Genomic DNA, 2,936 nt, shown 5'->3' with positions numbered 1-2,936 from the left:
CTGCATGGTTCGCGTCAGAAGATGCAAAGGCAAGAACAGGGCTTAATCCTGCAAAAAGAAACCACCACTTTAAATGCTGCATTAGTTTATGCCTCATAACTTATATAATTAATTCACAACTGTGCATAAAAATGTTGGGGCAAATACCCGTTAGACGTCAAGATAAGGAAAAAGGGCTTTTGTACTCGCCAAAACCATTCGGGCTGAGGAGGCATTTATGCCATCTCAAAGCCTTGCGCCAAGACTAGCCAGGCTTCGAAACAGCATTAATGAGCCTCCTCAGCCCAAACGGATCGAGGATAAGCAAGATTAAAGTCCTTAGCTTGACGGCTATGCGTCAAATGACCCAACATTCCTATTTGACAGTTCTTTATCCAGAAAAAGATGATTACTGCTTCGCTAAAAACAAACAAGTCTCTAACACCGAGTCTGGATTAAGCGAAACACTTTCAATGCCCTCTTTCATCAACCACTGCGCGAAATCCTGGTGGTCTGAAGGGCCCTGGCCACAAATTCCAATATATTTACCTGCTGATTTACATGCAACAATCGCCATATGCAATAATGCTTTCACGGCATCATTACGCTCATCAAACTGCGCAGCTACCAAGCCAGAATCCCTATCCAGTCCTAAAGTTAACTGAGTCAAATCATTAGAACCAATAGAAAAACCATCAAAATATTTTAAAAACTCAGTTGCTAACAAGGCATTAGAAGGCAATTCACACATCATAATAACGCGTAAGCCGTGCTTACCACGTTCAAGACCATTTTGTTTTAACGCCTCAATAACGCTTTTCGCTTCAGCAACGGTTCTCACGAAAGGAATCATAACCTCCACGTTGGTTAAGCCCATTTCCTCACGAACACGACGTACAGCCTTACACTCCAGAGCAAAACATGCTTCAAACTCAGGAGAAACATAGCGCGATGCTCCTCGAAAACCTAACATCGGGTTTTCTTCATGCGGCTCATACAAAGAACCACCAGTAAGATTAGCATATTCATTTGATTTGAAATCTGACAAACGTACAATCACGGGCTTAGGATAAAATGCTGCTGCAATCGTTGCGATTCCCTCTTTTAAACGCTCAATATAGTACTCAACAGGTGAGGCATAAGCAGCTGTTTTTTCAGAAATAAAGCTCTTTAATTCCTTATCTTCCAAGTGATCAAAATCCAGTAAGGCACGTGGATGGATACCAATCGTATTTGAAATTAAAAACTCCAGCCGAGCTAAACCCACACCTGAATTAGGAATAGATTGAAACGTAAACGCACGCTCAGGATTGCCCACATTCAACATCACTTTCATAGGTAATTCAGGCATAGTTTCCACATCAAGACATGCTCGCTCAAAAGGCAGTAAACCAGCATAAACAAAACCAGTATCCCCTTCAGCACAACTTATGGTCACTTTATCGCCATCGCGTATAGTCTTTGTGGCATCCCCACAACCAACCACAGCAGGAATGCCTAGCTCACGCGCAATAATCGCGGCATGACAAGTTCGACCACCTCGGTTCGTTACAATAGCAGCAGCGCGTTTCATTACCGGTTCCCAATCAGGATCGGTCATGTCTGAAATCAATACATCGCCTGGCTGTACGCGATCCATTTCGCTAACGTCTTTAATAATGCGCGCAACACCTTGCCCGATACGTTGACCAATGCTGCGCCCTTCTGCCAACACCTCGCTCTTTTGTTGGAGGGTGTAGCGTTCTAATATTTGTTTGTTATCGCGACTTTTAACCGTTTCAGGACGAGCCTGCAGAATGTATAATTTACCATTCGTACCATCTTTTGCCCATTCAATATCCATAGGACGGCCATAGTGTTTCTCAATGATTAAAGCCTGTTGTGCCAAACGCTCGACTTCATCGGCAGTTAAGGAAAATAAGCGGCTTTCTGTCGGCGCAACATCAACTACTTTTACACGACGGTTCTGTGTAGAATCATCGCAATAAACCATCTTCAGAGCTTTACTGCCTAGATTTTTACGAATAATGGCTGGCTTTCCTGCTTGCAGGCCTGGTTTATGCACATAAAATTCATCTGGATTTACTGCCCCTTGCACAACCATTCACCCAAGCCGTAAGATGAAGTAATGAAAACCACCTGATCAAAACCAGACTCAGTATCCATAGTGAACATAACACCACTAACGGCTAAATCACTACGCACCATTTGCTGAATTCCAGCAGATAAGGCAACATCATGATGTTCAAACTCGTGATGGGCACGATATGCAATCGCTCTATCATTAAATAATGAAGCAAAGACATGCTTAATTGATTCCAGCACCGCATCAATTCCTTTTACATTTAAAAAGGTTTCTTGCTGTCCAGCAAAAGAGGCATCAGGCAAATCTTCTGCTGTTGCAGAAGAACGAACTGCAACACTAAATTCATCATGGCCAATTGACTTTACCATCTGTTGATATGCCGCATGCACCTCCTGTTCAAATGCTGGGGTAAACGGCGTGTTAATTACCATTTCTCTAATTTGTTTACCAACAGCAGCTAATTGATGCACATCATCCGTGTTTAATGCAGCCAATTGGGCATAGATTTTTTTATCAAGACCATTTTGTGCTAAGAACTCTCTAAACGAATCGGCAGTGGTGGCAAATCCGCCAGGAACAGCAACGCCTGCAGAAGACAAATGACTGATCATTTCACCAAGAGAAGAATTTTTACCTCCAACCTGATCCAAATCGCGCATCCCAAGGTGTGCTAAATCGATAACATGTGTTTTGATCGTCATAACTACCTCATATCCATAAAATTGTCGTCATTCTACTTAAATTGCAGCGCTATTGGAATTAGAACTTTAAGGTACCCAGTAAAACTATAAATTCATTCCCCCTAGGGTCCACTGCCATTAAGTTAAGGAAATCTGTCATTCCCACGCAGGCGGGAAACCATCCATGAATT

General features: G+C 42.7%; 1 pseudogene. It reads right to left on the bottom strand.

The annotated features are described in order from the left end of the window. Window positions 1–388 precede the first annotated feature (388 nt). A pseudogene (gene ppsA, locus LDG_RS01325) lies at window positions 389–2,766 on the bottom strand (phosphoenolpyruvate synthase). Window positions 2,767–2,936 lie beyond the last annotated feature (170 nt).

Origin of the sequence: Legionella drancourtii LLAP12, assembly GCF_000162755.2 — a bacterium.
Lineage (GTDB): Bacteria > Pseudomonadota > Gammaproteobacteria > Legionellales > Legionellaceae > Legionella > Legionella drancourtii.
The sequence above is the reverse complement of the archived record's forward strand: the minus strand, read 5'-3'. Positions and strand labels throughout refer to the sequence as shown.